Consider the following 16381-nt stretch of genomic DNA (forward strand, 5'->3'; position numbering starts at 1 on the left):
CGATGTTTAAACTATCTTATCAGGGCCGGAGCCGCTGGTAATATGGCCGTACGGGATCGCTCAGGCCGGTCAGTTGTCCCTCACAGCTTTCGAAGGAAACTGCACACAGCGGTCGCTCGCCGGGGGAAGCCACCGAAAGAAAAGCGGGTCTGTGTGTCGCCGAATTAGCCGAAGAGTTCGCCGAGGCCTTCGCCGCTTGCCTCGTCGTCCTCGTCGTCATCGTCGTCGCCGCCGTCGTCGGCAGCCTCTTCTTCAGCGTCTTCCTCAGCTTCCTCGGCCTCGTCAGCGTCACCCTCGGCGGGTGCGGCCGCGCCGCCGCTTGCCGGCACCGGTGCCGCAGCGGCCTGGTCGACGGCCTCCTCGATGTCAACGTCTTCGAGGGCGGCGACGAGGGCCTTGACGCGGGACTCCTCGACATCGACGCCCGCAGCGTCGAGCACGTCGGTGAGGTTGTCTTCGTTGATCTCTTCGCCCGATTCGTTCAGGATGAGTGCAGCGTATACGTATTCCATTGTTGTAGTGTGAGTTGTTAGAACATCTCTCCGAGTGCGTCGCCGGCGTCGCCGTCATCGTCGGCCTCATCGGCCGCGTCGGAATCGGCGTCCGCCTCGTCCTCGGATGCGGTGTCCTCGTCTTGGTCGTCAGTCGGTTCTTCGGTGGTCGCGTCGGCCTCGACGCCCTGAAGCTCCTCCGGGAGCGCCTCCTCGTCGTCGATCTGCGAGGCGAGCGCACGGACCTGTGCGTCGGCCTTGCTCACGAGGTCAGGCACGACTTCGGGGTCCTCGATGGCCGCCTGAAGCGCGAGGCTCTTGGCGTCGCCACGAGCGGACTGGAGCATTGTCGGGGCCGTCGTCGCGGTCGGATAGTCGGCGTTGACCGAGAGGTTGAACGCTCGGCCGGCAGCCGCCTGGATGTCGCTCCGGTACTCGTCGACATCGAGTTCCAGTTCCTCGGGTTCGAACAGCACGCCGTCGGCGAAGACGGCACGAAGGTCGAGACCGACTTCCTTCGGTTCGATGCCGAGTTCGTTCAGGACGTTCGCGAGTTCCTGGGAGACTTCCTCGCCGGTGTCGAGCACGACCGAGTCAGAAAGGACCTGAATGGAGCCTTCCTGGATGCGTGCGTCGGCACCGACGCTCTGGAGTTCGCCCACGAACGGGCCGGGGTCGACGCCAGTGTCGCCTTCCGGAATCACGATATCGTTCGGGGCCACCTCGCCGGCACCGATGGGTGCGGGCGTCTTGGAGGCCTCGAGTTCCTGGAACAGCGAGAACGGGTTGTTGTCAGTCCCGATAAGACCGACCTGCCCGGTGATGTAACCGTTGAGGTCTTCGAGCCCGTCGTCGACTTCGTCGAGCGCACGCTTCAGAAGCGTGTTCCGGGAGACACGAAGTTCGGCGGTCCCGTGCAGGTCACGCCGCATGTCCTGCAGTTGTCGGGACGGGATCCCGGCGATGTTGACGACGCCGACGCTCTCGTAGGACTCGATCATGTCCACAATGGCGTCGACCTCTTCCTGCTTCCACTCGGGGATGGTTTCGGTCTTGCGTTCGGATTCGGCGCTCATATCAGGCCACCTCCATCGCAGGCCCCATCGTCGTCTTCACGTAGACGCTGTCGATGTTGAGCGGGCCCTTCTCGAGGTCCGCGTGCAGACGGCGGAGGATAACGTCGATGTTGTCCGAGATGTCCTCGGCGGACATGTCCTCCGCGCCGACCCGCGTGTGGAACGTTCGCCGTTCCCCGCTGCGGAGCTGCACGGTGTTTTTCATGCGTTCGATGACCTCGACGACATCGTCGTCGGGGTCGAGCGGTTCCGGCATCTTCCCACGCGGACCGAGGACGGTCCCGAGGTAGCGACCGATGTCCTGCATCAGATCCTTCTCCGCGATGAAGAAGTCAGTGTCATCGGCGAGGTCCTTGGCGGCGTCGTCGTCGCCACCCAGTTCCTCGAGTTCGTCCTCGTCGAGTACGTCGTCTGCGACTTCCTCGGCACGGAGGGCGGTTTCGCCCTCAGCGAAGACCACAATAGTGGTCTCCTGACCGGTGCCAGCAGGAAGCACGACGGACTCGTCGACGCGGTTCGACGGGTCGTTAAGATCTAAGTCGCGCAGGTTCACAGCGAGATCGACCGTTTCGCGGAAGTTCCGCTCAGGTGCGTCCTCGAGTGCGCGCGAGACTGCGTTCTCTATTTCCTGATCTGCCATTGTTCACCTCCGTAGTACGCCAATCGGCTTCTACGGGTCAGTGAAACAGGCGGATGCCTGTCTCGTAGGGGTAGACGCCAATGCGACACTTAAACCCGTCGAACCAGCCCAAGGGCCGCTGACGGGCGTGTTTCCGGTTCGCAGGGGCCGGTCGGTAACGGCGGTTCGACCGATTGCGCAGCGGCTCGGTAGCGTCGAAAGCAAGGAAAAACACACGCAAGTCGCGTGTAGCAACGCCAGTCCGACTTACGCTTGTGCTTCGGCCGCGAACACGTCGTCGTACTCGCCCGCGTCGATGCGCTCCTTGAACTCGCGTGGGTTCTCGCCTTCGATGGTGACACCGAGCGAGGTACAGGTGCCGACGACTTCCTTCGCGGCGTTCTTCAGGTCGTAGGAGAGCAGGTCGGAGTGCTTCTGCTCTGCGATCTGTTTCACCTGGTCGACCGTGAGGTCAGCGACGAAGTCCTCCTGGGGTTCGCCGCTGCCGGTCTCGAAGCCGGCTTCGTCCTTGATGAGTTCAGCCGTCGGTGGGACACCGACTTCGATCTCGAAGGAGCCGTCGTCGTCGTACTCGACGGTGACGGGGACTTCAGTGCCGTCGAACGCTGCCGTTTGGTCGTTGATCTCCTGTACGACTGCCTGCACGTCTACCGGTGTCGGGCCGAGTTCCGGACCGAGCGGCGGGCCAGGGTTGGCCTCTCCACCGGGAACGAGGACTTCAATAGTTCCAGCCATACATAGTGGAATCCTCGCGGCAGTTTAAAGGATTGCGTTTCGCGGATCGCTGCGTGAGGCCCCCACACGCACGAACGCTCACCGTTTAGAGCCTATCGACAAGCGGCATCCGCCAACTCAGGCGATCGTCACGCCGTTTCGTGCGAGGAAATCGCTTGCGTCTTTGATTTCGACTGGGGAGCCGATTATCCGAACCCGTTCACCGTCGTGGTGAACGCTTACTGTGAACCGCTGCTCCAACTCCTCACGGATGCCGTCCAGCGCACCCGCTGGCAACAGTATCTGCGTACTGTCGCGGAATCGACTCGCCGCACCCATTATCGACATATGACGGAGGGCAGCCTATAGGTGTGTCGAATTACATGAGTGGCGTTTGACCATTCTGAACGCCAGGACAACAGTGTTCTCACGCGCCAGTGGGGGAGCGTCGGCGAGGGAGGAAAGCCTTATTCGGTGTGAGGGGCCGACATACACCTAATGGGGCTCGAAGAGGAGATTCAGGAACTCGAAGACGAAATCGCCAGCACTCCCTACAACAAGTCTACAGAGGCCCATATCGGTCGGCTGAAGTCCAAGCTCGCGGAGAAAAAGGAGAAGCTGGAACAGCAGGCGTCTTCAGGCGGTGGCGGAGGCTATGGCGTCGAAAAACACGGCGACGCGACCGTCGCGCTCGTCGGGTTCCCCAGCGTCGGGAAGTCGACGCTGTTGAACGCCCTCACCAACGCCGAGTCCGAGACAGGGGCCTACGAGTTCACCACGCTCGACGTGTATCCGGGGATGCTCAAATACAAGGGCGCGAACATCCAGATCCTCGACGTTCCCGGGCTCATCGAGGGAGCCGCTGGCGGCCGCGGCGGCGGCAAAGAGGTGCTGTCCGTCGTCCGAACCGCTGACCTCATCGTTTACCTCATCTCCGTCTTCGAAATCGACCAGTATGACCGCCTCAGTGAGGAACTGTACAAGAACAAGATCCGCCTCAACCAGGACCCGCCGTGGGTCAACGTCCGAAAGAAGGGCAAGGACGGCATTTCCGTCAACACCGCCAGCGACGTAGCACTCGACGACGAGACCGTCAAGGCGGTTCTGCGCGAGCACGGCTACGTCAACGCCGACGTGACCATCGGCTCGGATATCGATATCGACCAGCTCGTTGACGGCGTGATGGACAACCGCGTGTATCTGCCTTCCCTCGTCGCCGTCAACAAGGCCGACCTCATCGAGCCCGACTACCTGCCCAAGGTAGAAGACGAACTCCGAGAGCGGGACATCGATCCCGACGAGGCCATCTTCATCAGCGCCGAGGAGCAAAAAGGACTCGACAGCCTCACCGAACGCATCTGGGAGGAACTGGGTCTCATTCGGATCTACATGGATAAACCTGGTCGAGGCGTCGACCGCGAGGAGCCGCTGATACTCCGAGAAGGAGATACGGTCGATGACGCCTGCGAGAAACTCGGCGGGAGCTTCGACGACCGGTTCCGGTTCGCTCGCGTGACCGGGCCGAGCGCCAAACACGACGAACAGCAGGTCGGTCGCGATCACGAACTCGCGGACGAGGATATCCTCCGCATCGTCGCCAATCGATAACTTGCTTGCTTTACGTCACTCGCGTGCACGCGCATGTCTGTGCAGAGTAGATGCGTTCATGGGTATAGAGTCCTGCCACCACGTATGGACCACGGTCCCCGACGCCGCCTCGTCGCCGTCGTCATTGCCGGGCTTGTTCCCTGGACTGCGGTGCTGATCGGGACAGAACTGACGCTTGTCTTCTCGTTTGGCCTGTTCAACACGAACCCGCCGGAGCTACTGCCCGTCTACGACTACTTTCTCCGGTTTACTGGTAGACTCCCGCAATTTATCGAGTCGTGGGGATCGGGCGTCTTGCTGTACGTGTTTGCCCTGAGCAGTGCCGTTGCTGGCGTCGTCTGGCGCGAAGACGTTCGGCTCACGGCCCTGGCCCTGGCAGGTGCAGGGCTGTCCCAGATTCCAGTGTTCCTGGGATTCAACAGACGACTCAACTACGTGGCCGTCCCGGTCGGCTCCCTCGTCTTGCTCGCCGTCGTCTGGTGGTACTACCTGCCAGCGATCCGCAGCGACTGAGTAGCGCAGCGGTCCCCGTATTGAATCCGGACGGAACCACCTGTGGCGGTAGCCTTTTCGCCCGCTCGCACTATGGGCCGTGTATGTGGTCACTCGATCATACGATGATGCGCGTTGCGGATCTGGACGCGTCGCTCGACTGGTATCAGACACATTTCGACTACGAGGAGAAGGGTCGCTGGGAGGCCGACACCTTCACAAACGTCTTCCTCGGGCCGGAGGACGTTCACGACGAGGGCGCGCTGCTGGAACTTACCTACAACCACGACGGGCGCTCGTACACGATGGGCGACGCGTGGGGGCACATCGCTGTCCGCTGTGACGACGTGTACGACGCCTACGACGAACTGATGGACGCCGGTGTCGAGGACTACCGCGATCCGGACTCCTGTGGCGGCTCCTACGCCTTCGTCACGGACCCCGACGGCCACGAAATCGAAATCGTCGAGCGAGATCACGGCGCGAAGTGGTCCCTCGATCACACGATGATCCGCGTCGAGGACGCCGAGCAGGCCATCGGCTGGTACACCCGAAAGCTCGACTACGACCTGTTCCGCCGGGAAGAGTTCGACGACTTCGCGCTGTACTTCCTCAAGCCCGAAGACGCCCCCGACGAGGCCATGTCGGTCGAACTCACCTACAACTACGACGGCCGGTCCTACGAACTCGGCGATGCGTGGGGCCACGTAGCGGTCCGCACCGACGACCTCCACGGGGCCTGGGAGACGCTGCTGACCCGCCACGCCGAGGACTACCGCGATCCCGAGAGCTGTGACGACCGCTACGCGTTCACGAAGGACCCCGACGGCCGCGAGATCGAAATCGTAACGAACTGACGGCGCTGGTTCGTAGTAATCACAGACCGCGATCTCTTCTTGCGCAGGTAGCGACCTTCCCTGTAAGTGGCTCCTGATCCAGCAGTTATCCCGTGGAGAGAACCACTGTCTCAAGCCGCTGCCAGCGCCACCGTTATCTAAATCCGTGCGTCAGACGACCGAATGACAACCGTGCGAAATGAACCGCAAGCCGCCTTTACCGCACTCTAGCCGCCGCTGACGGCAGTTCTGGACTGTGGCAGTTCATGACGGTCAGATGTCCTAACCACAAAACATTTATAATAGACAGCTAACGTTACGACTGTACCCCTACCCATGGCGCCAGAAGTGAGTACACCGGTTCGGTCTATGCGCGATCCTCGCGTTCCGACCACGTGGAAAACGGCTGGGGCCGCCCGATAGCAACAACAAACTATGACAGATACAAACGAAAAATTGCGCAGCCTGTTCCTGGCCGCGATCATGGTGTTCTCGGTATTCGCCATGACAACCGGCTTTGCGGGCAGTGCTGCCGCGGCTAATTTGGACGCTGGGACGTTCTACAGCGGCCAAGATGTAGAGCTTGACGTATCGAATATAGACAGTAGCGAATTCGAGGTCCGGACCCTCGACGACAGCGGTGACAATGACCAAGTCGGCTCGCTACGCCGCTCGCTCTCGCCTGAAGACGGTGTCATCGACTTCGAACTCGACGGCCGTCTTAGCGAAGGTGAGTTCGTCATCGTCAACGATGATGGTAACCCAATCGATCTTGACACTGGGGACATTGGTGAAGCCAACGATGTCCAGCCTAGTGAAACATTCGAGGTCGTTCCGCAGGACCTGACCGCTGACTTCGATGATGATGAGGTCGGCACCTCCGGTGACTCGGCTGATGTCGACTTCGAGATCGCGTCCGATGTCCGGAACGGCTACACGGTCAACGTCTCGGCTGATGGACTTGACCGAGATGAGCTCTCGGACATCCTCACTCGATCGGGCGATCTTACCGACGATCAGGTACTCGACGACCCAGACACCGAGAAGGATGACCTCGAGGGTCTCAGCAAGGACCTCGGCGACGCAGACCGCCAAGAGGCCGAAGATGAGTTCTTCGACGACACCGAGAAGGTCCAGATCACCAGCGCAGAAGGTGACTACACGCTGGACTTCACGGACATCGACGAAGGTAACTACACGTTCGAGACGAGCGTGGTTGACGCCAACGCCTCGGACACGGACGACATCGAGGTTGTTGACACCGGTGACGACGAAGGGTCCTTCGAAGACGGCGTCGTCACTGAGGAACGCGGTGACGTGGCAAACATCACCATCCAACTCGACAACACCGACGAAGCAACCGTGCAGATCGGTGACGAAGAGGACGATAACTACTACGCCATCGCCGAAGTGACTGACGACAACAACGACGACGAAGTCAGCGTCAAGTTCAACAGCTTCCAAGCTGGCGCCGGTGATGCTGACGATGTCATTGTCCCTGGTGACGGCGAAACCACTATCGATGCTGTCGAACAGGGTGGCGCCTTCCATGACGATCTGGATGAGGAGGGTGCCGCTGCTGGCGACGATATCCTTGAAGCGACGGACTACGACATGCTCGTTGTTGAAGGCCACAACGTTCTCGATAATGACGACACCAACCTCGACATTATCGAGGAAGAGGACGACGTCGGAACGCTCTCCCTCGGAGAGCGGTCCACTGAAAACGTTCAGGTATGGCGCGCTCCGAGTGACACGTACGGTGACGACATCAACGACCTCGAAAGCGATGAAGCCGCACCGGTCTACGATCTGATCGAGGCCGGTAACATCACGGAAACCGACGAAGCGGCGATTGACGATGTCAACGACGACATCATCGTCCAGGTCGAGGCATCCGGTTTCGAAGGTGTCTTCACCGACAATAACGGTGACATCGATACGAGTGACTACGGTGGTCTCTCCGCCGCCGAGGATGAGGATGACCTCAATGGTAATCCAGCTGTGTTCCAGCACGGATTCGAAGATGCTGACCCTGGCGCAAACACCGATACCGCTGTTACGGACATCGGCGCGCTTGAAGATGGTGACTACACGGTCATCTACGACGAGGCCAACGACACGCACTTCGTCGCCATCGACGGAGCGGCTCTCGCTTCGGAAGATGCACTTAACCTTGAAGACGAAGACGAGTACGCGGCAAACTTCACTGTCTTCGACGGAAACAGTGACCTTGTCGACGATGACGACGACAGCGAGACCGTCACCGACGACGTTGAGTTCTTCGAGGCCGACGCAACGCTGAACAACGAGAACGACATCACTGTCCAGGCCGCAGCTGGGCAGCAGATCTCTGGGACGACCAACGTCGCACCCAGTACCGAAGTGACGGTCCGCCTCCGCAGCGAAACGAGCAGTAGTCCGTTCCTGCTCCAGCCGGAGACAGCCGTCACGCCGAACGGGACCTTCACTGCGACCGCTGACTTCAGCGAACGCAGTCCCGGTGCGAACTTCACGGCACAGACCCGTGTCGCTGGTACGAACGTCGGTGACGATGTCGACGGAGAGATCGTCGACAGCCCGACAGCCACCGTGAGCATCAGCGACCAGGAATCCGACGGCAGTGAAGTCACGGTCGACAGCGTGCAGATGTCGGCCGGCGGCTTCATCGCCATCCACGAGGGTGACGCAGGTGGCGATGTCATCGGTAACTCCGAGTACCTTAACCAAGGTAGCCAGGAGGACATCACGATCACGCTCGACGAGCCGATGGACGAGAACTTCACTGCGGTTGCGATGCCGCACCTCGACACCAACGGTAACGAAGAGTACGAGTTCTCCGGTGGCTCCACGGACGGTCCGTACACCACCAACGGCTCTGCTGTGACGGACAGTGCGAACGTGACCGTCTCCGCTGAGGAACCGACGGACACTGAAGAGCCGACGGACACCGACGAGCCGACGGACACCGACGAGCCGACGGACACCGAAGAGCCGACCACGATGGACCCGGGTACTGACGAACCCGAGACCACCACCGCTGCAGACGGTCCCGGCTTCACGGCAGTCGTGGCGCTCATCGCGCTCATCGCTGCTGCGCTCCTCGCTGTCCGACGCAACAACTAACTGGAGTAACTCCAGTCCCTGAACACCGTTCTTTCTTTCGACGCTACGCTAATAGTGCCGACAGAAGTCCACAGCGGTCTAATAGTACCGTCGGGTTAGAGAGCTACTCCGTTCGCTTCTGAACGCCTAACTGCTGGTCGTCAGTCGTGACTGGGTCACAGTCGAATGCTGGAGCGACGCGGAAGTAATCCAACACCTGGCGGACATCTCCCTCGATCTCTGTCGACATGAGACCGGATTCGGCGATCGTCTGGCCCTGCTGTTCGTAGATCGCTCGGGGTGACGTGGTCGGTGGGACACGGGCACTCCCCGTTTCGTTCGTCGTATACCGTCGGTCCACCTGCGATTCGTACCGGTTACGGTTGATGACCCACCGCGTCCCATTGGCTCGTGTTTCCACGACAACGGTGGGGTACTTCGTGATGTCTCGGTCGCCTGCGGCATCGAGGAGCAGGTCGTACAGCTCTCGTGAAAGACTCGTCTGTAGGACGTTTCGAGCATTGCAATCGACCTGGGCCAGTAGTTCACTGTTTACTTCGGCGAACGTCTCCGCGGCCGCCTGTTCATCCCCTTCGAGATAGAACACGTCGGTGAACTTCCCCGGATTGTTGGCCTGTGTCAGCCCCGCGGTTCCCGTGACTTGAACCGCCCGCACCTCGGCCCGCTCGTCGAAATTCAACTCAGCCCGGGATACGCCGGTCTGTGGCGCTTCTTTGAGTTTGTCATACAACTGCGTCATCCTCTTGTCGATCTCATTCTGATTTTAGTTGTATATTACTTACTTACCAGTTATCGAGAGTGGTCTCTGGTTCACGTTCGTCACGACAGGCTGTAATCTCACAGAATCACGGAGTAACTCTCTAGTCGGGGGAAACGACCAGAACGGTATTTTGCCCAGACTGCCGGACAGAGCGGTGTTTCGATTGGCTCTCTCCGATATGCACCCGAGGACAATTCAATCATATCCATTTCGAAATTACATACAATTTATAAAACATTATTGAGTGACAGTTACTTGTAGTATACTTACCACCTTTATTCCACAAAGCATTTACCACACTTCGGATAATGTACCGATACCCCTACCCATGGCGCCAGAAGTGAGTACACCGGTTCGGTCTATGCGCGATCCTCGCGTTCCGACCACGTGGAAAACGGCTGGGGCCGCCCGATAGCAACAACAAACTATGACAGATACAAACGAAAAATTACGCAGCCTGTTCCTGGCCGCGATCATGGTGTTCTCGGTATTCGCCATGACGACCGGCTTTGCGGGCAGTGCTGCTGCTGCATCTAATTTGGACGCTGGGACGTTCTACAGCGGCCAAGAAGTACAGATTGACGTTGCAAATACAGACGGTGACGGTGTCGACTACGAAGTCCGGACCGTGGACGACAGCGGTGACCAGGACCAAGTCGGCTCACTGCGCCGCACGGTTGCAACTGAAGACGGTGTCATTGATTTCGAGCTCGACGGTCGCCTTGCAGAAGGTGACTTCGTCATCGTCCGGTCTACAAGCGGGGACGTTGTCAGGCTGGACACCGGGGAAGAAAACCCCATTTCGGCAGCGGATCCGGCCCCTGAAAACGGCCTTGCAGGCGTTGAAACATTCGAGGTCGTCCCGCAGGACCTAACCGCTGACTTCGATGATTCTGAAGTCGGTACCTCTGGGGACTCGGCTGATGTCGACTTCGAGATCGCATCCGATGTCCGGAACGGGTACGCGGTCAACATCTCGTCCGATAACCTCGACCGAGATGAGCTCTCGGACATCTTCTCTGGGGCGAGTGACACACCAGATAACGACGGCTTCATGATTATCGATGAACGGGACGAGCGCAGTAATCTCGTTGACATCAGCGACGACTCCGAAGCCGATGAGGAGTTCTTCGATGACACCGAGAAGATCCAGATTATCAACGCAGAAGGTGATTACACGCTGGACTTCACGGACATCGACGAAGGCAACTACACTGTCGAGACCAGCGTGACCGACGCCAACGCCTCGGACTCGGACGACATCGAGGTTGTTGACACCGGTGACGACGAAGCGTCCTTCGCAGAGGGCGTCGTCACTGAGCAGCGCGGTGACGTGGCAAACATCAGCATCCAACTCGATAACACCGACCAAGCGACCGTGCAGATCGGTGACTACGAAGACGATAATTACTACGCCATCGCTGAAGTGACTGACGACAACGACGACGGCGTAGCCCATGTCAAGTTCAACAGCTACGAGGCTGGCTACGGGGATGGCTCCGCTGTCATTCTCCCTGGTGACGACGAAACCACCATCAATACTGTTGAACAGGGTGGCAACGGCTTCCCCAACGAAGAGACCAGTGTTGGTGACGATATCCTTGAGGCGACAGACTACGACATGCTCGCCGTTGAGGGTCACAACGTTCTCGATGACGAAACCGACCCCCGCCAGACTATCGAGAACGAAGACGACGTTGGAACGCTCTCCCTCGGAGAGCGCTCCACTGAGAACATTCAGATATGGCGCGCTCCGAGTGACACGTACGATGATGATATCACCGACCTCGAAGCTGATGAAACCGCACCGGTCTACGACCTGATCGAGTCCGGTAACATCACGCAGACCGATGAAGCGGCGATCGACTCTGAGGTCGATGTCGACGATGACATCGTCGTTCAGGTCGAGGCCTCCGGTCTTGAAGGTCAGTTCGTCGACAGTAACGGCGACATCACTACGGATGGATACGGTAGCGCATCCGGTCCAGAAGAGGGTGGTACTGGTAGTGTGTTCCAGCTCGGGTTTGAGGATGCTGACCCTGGTGCAAACACCGATAGCCCTATTGAGGACATCAGTGACTCCGTTGAAAATGATGAATACAGCGTCATCTACGACGAGGCCAACGACACGCACTTCGTCGCTATCGACGGGGACGCCCTCCAGAGTGGGCTCGGGACTGAAGACGAAGACGAGTACGCGGCAAACTTCACCGTCTTCGACCAAAGCAGTGACCTTGTCGACAGTGACGACGACAGCGAGGTCGTCACCGACGACGTTGAGTTCCTCGACGCCGAGGCGACGCTGAACAACGAGAACGACATCACTGTCCAGGCTGCAGCTGGGCAACAGATCTCTGGGACGACCAACGTCGCACCCAGTACCGAAGTGACGGTCCGTCTCCGCAGCGAGACGAGCAGTAGTCCGTTCCTGCTCCAGCCGGAGGCAGCTGTCACGCCGAACGGGACCTTCACTGCGACCGCTGACTTCAGCGAACGCAGTCCCGGCGCGAACTTCACGGCGCAGTCCCGTATCAATGGCCGGAATGTCGGTGACGATGTCGATGGGACGATCGTCGACAGCCCGACTGCCACTGTGAGCATCAGCGACCAGGAATCCGATGGTAGCGAAGTCACGGTCGACAGCGCACAGCTGTCCAGCGGTGGCTTCATCGCCATCCACGAGGGTGACGCAGGCGGCGATGTCATTGGTAACTCCACCTATCTCAACCAAGGTAGTCAGGAAGACATCACGATCACGCTCGACGAGCCGATGGACGAGAACTTCACTGCGGTTGCGATGCCGCATCTCGACACCAACGGTAACGAAGAGTACGAGTTCTCCGGTGGCTCCACGGACGGTCCGTACACCACCAACGGCTCTGCTGTGACGGACAGTGCGAACGTGACCGTCACCGCTGACGAACCGACGGACACTGAAGAGCCGACGGACACCGAAGAGCCGACCGACGAGCCGACGGCCACCGACGAGCCGACCGAAGAGGCCACCACGATGGACTCCGGTACTGACGAAGCTGAGACCACCGCTGCAGATGGTCCCGGCTTCACGGCAGTCGTGGCGCTCATCGCGCTCATCGCTGCTGCGCTCCTCGCTGTCCGACGCGACAACTAACTGGAGTAACTCCAGTCCCTGAACACCGCTCTTTCTTTCGACGCTACGCTGGTAGCGGCAGCGCTACCGACAGGCGGTCTGACGACGACACCGCACAGTAGCGCAACGACAAAACATATACGCCGGTTTGGCTAACGTACGAGCAATGAGTAAGGCAGTCCTGCAAGCGGGTGTCGATATTGCCGGACTGTCGTTTGACCCGGTCACGGTCTCCGAGCCGCTGATGTGGCTCGTCCTCGCGGCATTTCTGGGGAGCGTCGCCGTCGCCCAGTACGACAAGCGACTGGCCCGTCCCGTCGGGACGGTCGGCTGGGTGCTGTTTGCGGCGTACTGGCTCGTTCTGGCCCCCCATTTTATACTGATACAGAAAAGCGTCGTCGAGGGGCTGGGCAGCGTGATCGCTGTGCCGCTGTCGCTGTACACCGGCTATCTGCTCTGGCACGGCCGAGAGTCGCTGCTGGTGTTGACCCGTGCCATCGGTGTCATGGGCGTCATCTACGTCCCCTTCCTCACCATCGGCCCGCTCCGACAGACGATCATCGAGGTCGTCACCGATCAGGTCGCGTTCCTGATGACCCTGGTCGGCCATGACCCGGTGGTAGTCGATGGACTGTCGTACAACGGCGTCGAGATCACGTCGAAGCAGTACCCCTACGAGAACACGTTCTGGTTCGACGGGACCGACCGCCCGATAACGTACACCATCATCCTGGCGTGTACGGGCATCGGCAGCATCTCCATCTTCGCCGGCGGGATACTGGCGGTCGCGGCCCCGTGGCGGCGGAAGCTCCGCGTGTTGGTCGCAGCCGTCGGCGTCATCTACGTGTTGAACCTGATCCGGAACCTCGGCATCGCGCTGGCGTTCGGCCTCCAGAAAGCCCAGTTCTTCCCGGAGACGGTGATGACGCTGTTCGGTCTCAGCGACGCACAACTAGTGTCGTACTACATCGTCGACCGGATACTGGCGCAGTTCGGGTCCGTCATCGTCCTCGTCGCCCTCACGTGGGTCCTGATGCGGGAGCTGCCGGAACTCACTGTCATCGTCGAGGACCTCCTGTTTCTGGTGACTGGCACGGAGTACGATCTCGGGACCGCCTTCGACGAGAACCAGTCTGAGCCAAACACCGCGACGCCCGGCGACGACTGAACTGCATCGAAGGAGCGGCGTCGCTATTCTAGATCGGCACCAGCGAGTGACTCTAAGGCGTCGGCTTCGAGCGGATGCAGCTCGCCGGGAATCACGAGCAGGTGTAGCGGCGCCCCGAACGACTGCGCGGCGAGATCATCGAGCGTATCGGCGACCACCAGCGGGTCGGAACTACCGGCTCTGGCAACGACGACGCCGAGGGTGTCCGGGAACGATTCTGACAGCAGGTCGGCGGCGTGGCTAGCAGTCATGTACGTGTCATCGCTCTCGTCCCAGTGAGGGTCGTCGACCTTGATATCGAGATACACGAGCGTATGCAGGTCCCGGTCCCGGTTGTCCTCAATAGTGGCGACGACGCTGTCCGGGACGCCGTCGCCGCCGTGGGCGTCCTCGAACGGGAGCGTCGTGGCCTTCCCGAAGCGGTAGTTCTGCAGGCCGGTCAGCGAGCCGGCGGCCGTCTGAGCGGTCGTCCCGTGGACGATTCGGGTCTCGATACCGCGGTCCGCGGCCCGGAGCCGGAGATCGGTGTGTGTCGTCGAGACCATTGTATCGCCGGCGGTACAGAAGACCACGTCTTCGCTCTCGGCGGCCGTGAGAATCGGCTCCGGGTCCTGCTCGATTCCGGCCCGGTCCCGTATTTCGATTGTCGTCTCCAGCGTGGCTTCCAGGGTTTCGAGGTCGGTGCCGACCAGCCGACTCGTATAAAACTCGGCGAATACACGGTCAGCATCCCGAATAGCGTCGCGGCCGGCGACCGTGACCGAGCGCTCGTCGTAGAGGCCCAGCCCGACGAATGTGAGCATATCCGGAGTGGGTCGCCGTCGGGGATAAAGGGCGCGAAGCGTCAGGCTTACCGCCCGCGGTCGGGGAGAGGGAGTATGGGCGTTCCCTGCGTTCGCGTTCCCCGCGAGTCCGGCGAGGAGACGCGCCAGCGCCTCGCCGAGGCAAACCTCGTCGACGACGGCTACGACATCACGGTCGTCGACGGGCAGCTGTACGTCCCCGTCACCGACCCCACAGCGGTGCCGTCGGAGTTCACCGTCGTAGAATTCGATCCGCCGGTCCGCGAGGGCCAGACGATGCCCGCGGATGGACTCGACTTCGACCCGAGCTACGAGCGCATCGGCGATGTTACAATTATCGACGAGGACGACGACGAACGAGCCCGGCTGATCGCGGATGCGATCATGGACTCGGACCTGCCGGTGCGAGCAGTACTGAACCGTGCGTCGAAGATCAAAGGCGAACAGCGGGTCCGGGACTGGGACGTGCTGGCTGGCGACGGGACGGAAGTCACCCACCGGGAGTACGGCTGTACGTTCGACCTCGACCTCGCGGAAGTGTACTTTTCACCCCGACTGGCGACGGAGCGCCACCGGGTCACCGAACAGGTCACAGCGGACGAGCGGGCCTTCGATATGTTCGCTGGCGTCGGTCCGTTCGTGATCCCATTTGCCAAACGCGGGGCGACCTGCGTCGGAACCGACATCAACGAGACGGCGATTGAGTACCTGCGGGCGAACGCACAGCGCAACGGCGTCGCCGACCGCGTGATGGGTATCTGCGGTGACGTGTGCGAGGTTGCCAGCGAGTACGAGGGCTGGGCCGACCGCGTCGTGATGAATCTCCCCCACAGCGCCGACGACTTTCTGGATACCGCTGTCCGTCTGGCGGCCGACGACTGCATCCTCCACTACTACGACATCCAGCACGAGGACAACCTGTTCGGCCCCGGCGAGCGAGCGATCCGGGCGGCTGCGGAGCCGGAATACGATGTTTCGGTCGAGACCCGCCACACCGTCCGGTCGTATGCCCCGAAGGAACACAACGTCGTTCTTGACGTTCGTCTGACACGCTGAAACGAACAGTTATGGTCATTCGTCTGATGGTGGGGAATAGTTGCAGATGGATGTGAGCGAGGTCGACGACATCGACATCCATGAGATCTCGCCGACAGCGTGGCGGCTCCTTCGCGTCGCCGCGGGGTTCGGCCAACGGGAGGTTGAGGTGGAAATCGACGACATCATGCAGGCTCACATCTCGATGCTGGAGAACAACAACCGGAGTCTCTCGGAGCAGCGACTTCGAGTGCTGTTCGAACTGTACCAGTCGGAGCTGACCAGCGAGCAGGTGCGTGTGCTGGTTTCGAACTTCTAACCATGACCGAACGGACATCCAACGGACGCCGAGACGAGGCGACTGACCAGTGGGGCCGGCCATGATCTGGTCGGGACGTATGTGTTTAGCCTCGATGAATTTCGCCACTGTCTCGTAGCAGGAGACCAATCGAGGGGATATGCATCCTCAGCAAGGTCTAATTGAGTTTCTCCAGGGATGGTCTCCGGGCGGAGACCATCCCGG

General features: G+C 60.3%; 15 protein-coding genes. 8 read left to right on the forward strand and 7 right to left on the reverse strand.

Features of this window, described 5'->3' with window-relative positions; genetic code table 11:
* Positions 1 to 164: 164 nt before the first annotated feature.
* The 5 genes from rpl12p to NDI54_RS07025 all read right to left on the reverse strand — a co-directional run bounded on the left by rpl12p (position 165) and on the right by NDI54_RS07025 (position 3260).
* Positions 165 to 512 (reverse strand): 50S ribosomal protein P1, encoded by a 348-nt coding sequence (gene rpl12p, locus NDI54_RS07005; protein WP_310895737.1) that lies wholly within the window; start codon positions 510 to 512, stop codon positions 165 to 167.
* 17 nt (positions 513 to 529) lie between these two features.
* Entirely contained in the window at positions 530 to 1567 is a 1038-nt protein-coding gene (locus NDI54_RS07010) for a 50S ribosomal protein L10 (protein ID WP_310895738.1), read from the reverse strand.
* A 1-nt stretch (position 1568) separates the two neighbouring features.
* Positions 1569 to 2207: a 50S ribosomal protein L1 gene (locus NDI54_RS07015; protein ID WP_008313127.1), complete on the reverse strand. Its 639-nt coding sequence runs from the start codon at positions 2205 to 2207 to the stop codon at positions 1569 to 1571.
* A 246-nt stretch (positions 2208 to 2453) separates the two neighbouring features.
* Positions 2454 to 2942, reverse strand: coding sequence for a 50S ribosomal protein L11 (locus NDI54_RS07020; protein ID WP_310895739.1), 489 nt, complete (start codon positions 2940 to 2942; stop codon positions 2454 to 2456).
* A gap of 117 nt (positions 2943 to 3059) precedes the next feature.
* Complete coding sequence (locus NDI54_RS07025; RefSeq protein ID WP_310895740.1) at positions 3060 to 3260, reverse strand: VNG_1110C family protein; 201 nt, start codon at positions 3258 to 3260, stop codon at positions 3060 to 3062.
* 159 nt (positions 3261 to 3419) lie between these two features.
* Here NDI54_RS07025 and NDI54_RS07030 point away from each other — a divergent pair, with 159 nt between their 5' ends.
* The 4 genes from NDI54_RS07030 (at position 3420) to NDI54_RS07045 (ending at position 8983) form a co-directional block, all read left to right on the forward strand.
* On the forward strand, positions 3420 to 4529 hold the full coding sequence (locus tag NDI54_RS07030; protein ID WP_310895741.1) for an OBG GTPase family GTP-binding protein: 1110 nt from the start codon (positions 3420 to 3422) through the stop codon (positions 4527 to 4529).
* Positions 4530 to 4613: 84 nt separating this feature from the next.
* Positions 4614 to 5042: a TIGR04206 family protein gene (locus NDI54_RS07035; RefSeq protein WP_310895742.1), complete on the forward strand. Its 429-nt coding sequence runs from the start codon at positions 4614 to 4616 to the stop codon at positions 5040 to 5042.
* Positions 5043 to 5125: 83 nt separating this feature from the next.
* On the forward strand, positions 5126 to 5878 hold the full coding sequence (locus NDI54_RS07040; protein WP_310895743.1) for a VOC family protein: 753 nt from the start codon (positions 5126 to 5128) through the stop codon (positions 5876 to 5878).
* A gap of 414 nt (positions 5879 to 6292) precedes the next feature.
* Positions 6293 to 8983 (forward strand): DUF7282 domain-containing protein, encoded by a 2691-nt coding sequence (locus NDI54_RS07045; protein ID WP_310895744.1) that lies wholly within the window; start codon positions 6293 to 6295, stop codon positions 8981 to 8983.
* Between the two features lie 103 nt (positions 8984 to 9086).
* Here NDI54_RS07045 and NDI54_RS07050 read toward each other — a convergent pair whose 3' ends face one another.
* Positions 9087 to 9722, reverse strand: coding sequence for a hypothetical protein (locus NDI54_RS07050; protein WP_310895745.1), 636 nt, complete (start codon positions 9720 to 9722; stop codon positions 9087 to 9089).
* Positions 9723 to 10170: 448 nt separating this feature from the next.
* On the opposite strand from NDI54_RS07050, the gene NDI54_RS07055 reads away from it, so the two are divergent.
* Together NDI54_RS07055 and artA are read left to right on the forward strand one after the other, a co-directional pair.
* The gene (locus NDI54_RS07055) at positions 10171 to 12873 is read left to right on the forward strand and encodes a DUF7282 domain-containing protein (RefSeq protein WP_310895746.1); all 2703 of its coding nucleotides are present in this window, start codon (positions 10171 to 10173) and stop codon (positions 12871 to 12873) included.
* Between the two features lie 145 nt (positions 12874 to 13018).
* Positions 13019 to 14020, forward strand: coding sequence for an archaeosortase A (gene artA / locus NDI54_RS07060; protein ID WP_310895747.1), 1002 nt, complete (start codon positions 13019 to 13021; stop codon positions 14018 to 14020).
* A 23-nt stretch (positions 14021 to 14043) separates the two neighbouring features.
* On the opposite strand, the gene dph5 is transcribed toward artA, so the two are convergent.
* Complete coding sequence (gene dph5 / locus NDI54_RS07065) at positions 14044 to 14823, reverse strand: diphthine synthase (RefSeq protein ID WP_310895748.1); 780 nt, start codon at positions 14821 to 14823, stop codon at positions 14044 to 14046.
* Between the two features lie 75 nt (positions 14824 to 14898).
* Here dph5 and NDI54_RS07070 point away from each other — a divergent pair, with 75 nt between their 5' ends.
* Positions 14899 to 15879, forward strand: coding sequence for a class I SAM-dependent methyltransferase (locus NDI54_RS07070; protein ID WP_310895749.1), 981 nt, complete (start codon positions 14899 to 14901; stop codon positions 15877 to 15879).
* 46 nt (positions 15880 to 15925) lie between these two features.
* A complete protein-coding gene (locus tag NDI54_RS07075) occupies positions 15926 to 16177 on the forward strand; it encodes a hypothetical protein (RefSeq protein WP_310895750.1) in 252 nt (83 codons plus the stop codon).
* Positions 16178 to 16381: the final 204 nt, after the last annotated feature.

Source organism: Haloarcula terrestris (genome assembly GCF_031624315.1).
GTDB classification, from domain to species: domain Archaea; phylum Halobacteriota; class Halobacteria; order Halobacteriales; family Haloarculaceae; genus Haloarcula; species Haloarcula terrestris.